Raw genomic sequence first — 1,178 nt, 5'->3', positions numbered from 1 at the left:
GGTGTGGGTTGCGCCTCGGCGTAGCCCACACCTCACAGGAGAGACATGTGACCGGGCAACCGTCCGGACACCCTGATCGCGGCCGTCATATAGCGGGCGTCGCGGAAAGGAAGTACCCGTGCTAATCACCCAGCGTCCCACCCTCGGCGAAGAGTCGCTGTCGGAGCATCGCTCCCGGTTCACCATCGAGCCGCTCGAGCCGGGCTTCGGCTACACGCTAGGCAACTCCTTGCGTCGTACGCTGCTGTCCTCGATTCCCGGCGCGGCGATCACGTCGATCCGGATCGACGGCGTGCTGCATGAGTTCACCACGATCCCGGGTGTGAAGGAGGACGTCACCGACGTCATCCTCAACCTCAAGGGTCTGGTCGTCTCCTCGGAGCACGACGAGCCGGTGGTGATGTACCTGCGCAAGCAGGGCCCCGGCGTGGTGACCGCCGCTGACATCGCGCCGCCGGCCGGTGTCGAGGTCCACAACCCGGAGCTGCACATCGCCACCCTGAACGGTAAGGGCAAGCTGGAGATGGAGCTCACGGTCGAGCGCGGCCGTGGCTATGTCTCCGCGGTGCAGAACAAGCGCAACGACGCCGAGATCGGGCGGGTGCCGGTCGACTCGATCTACTCGCCGGTGCTGAAGGTCAGCTACAAGGTGGAGGCGACCCGAGTCGAGGGCCGCACCGACTTCGACAAGTTGATCGTCGACGTCGAGACGAAGCCGTCGATGCGGCCGCGCGATGCCCTGGCTTCGGCTGGAAGCACGCTGGTCGAGCTGTTCGGCCTGGCTCGCGAGCTGAACGTCGAGGCGGAGGGGATCGAGATCGGTCCGTCGCCGGTGGACGCGCAGCTTGCCGCCGACCTGGCTCTGCCGATCGAAGACCTGCAGCTGACTGTCCGCTCGTACAACTGCCTGAAGCGTGAGGGCATTCACACGGTGGGTGAGCTCGTCGCGCGTAGCGAGGCGGATCTGCTCGACATCCGCAACTTCGGGCAGAAGTCGATCGACGAGGTGAAGGCGAAGCTGGCCACCATGGGCCTCGGGCTCAAGGACAGCGCGCCGGGCTTTGACCCCACGGCGGCGGTCGACAGCTACGGCGACGATGACCAGTCGTTCGCGGAGGACGAGCAGTACTGAGACCTGCTGGGGGCTCCGCTCCCTGGCGTACCCGCGGGACAGCAAC

At 66.3% G+C, this 1,178-nt stretch carries 1 protein-coding gene; it reads left to right on the top strand.

Features of this window, described 5'->3' with window-relative positions; translation table 11 throughout:
* Positions 1 to 118 precede the first annotated feature (118 nt).
* Positions 119 to 1,132: a DNA-directed RNA polymerase subunit alpha gene (locus ELR45_RS09110; protein WP_129665299.1), complete on the top strand. Its 1,014-nt coding sequence runs from the start codon at positions 119 to 121 to the stop codon at positions 1,130 to 1,132.
* Positions 1,133 to 1,178 lie beyond the last annotated feature (46 nt).

It is taken from the genome of Phytoactinopolyspora endophytica (assembly GCF_004138495.1).
GTDB lineage: Bacteria > Actinomycetota > Actinomycetes > Jiangellales > Jiangellaceae > Phytoactinopolyspora > Phytoactinopolyspora endophytica.
Note: the sequence above shows the minus strand (reverse complement) of the source record. Positions and strands in the feature narration are given on the sequence as shown.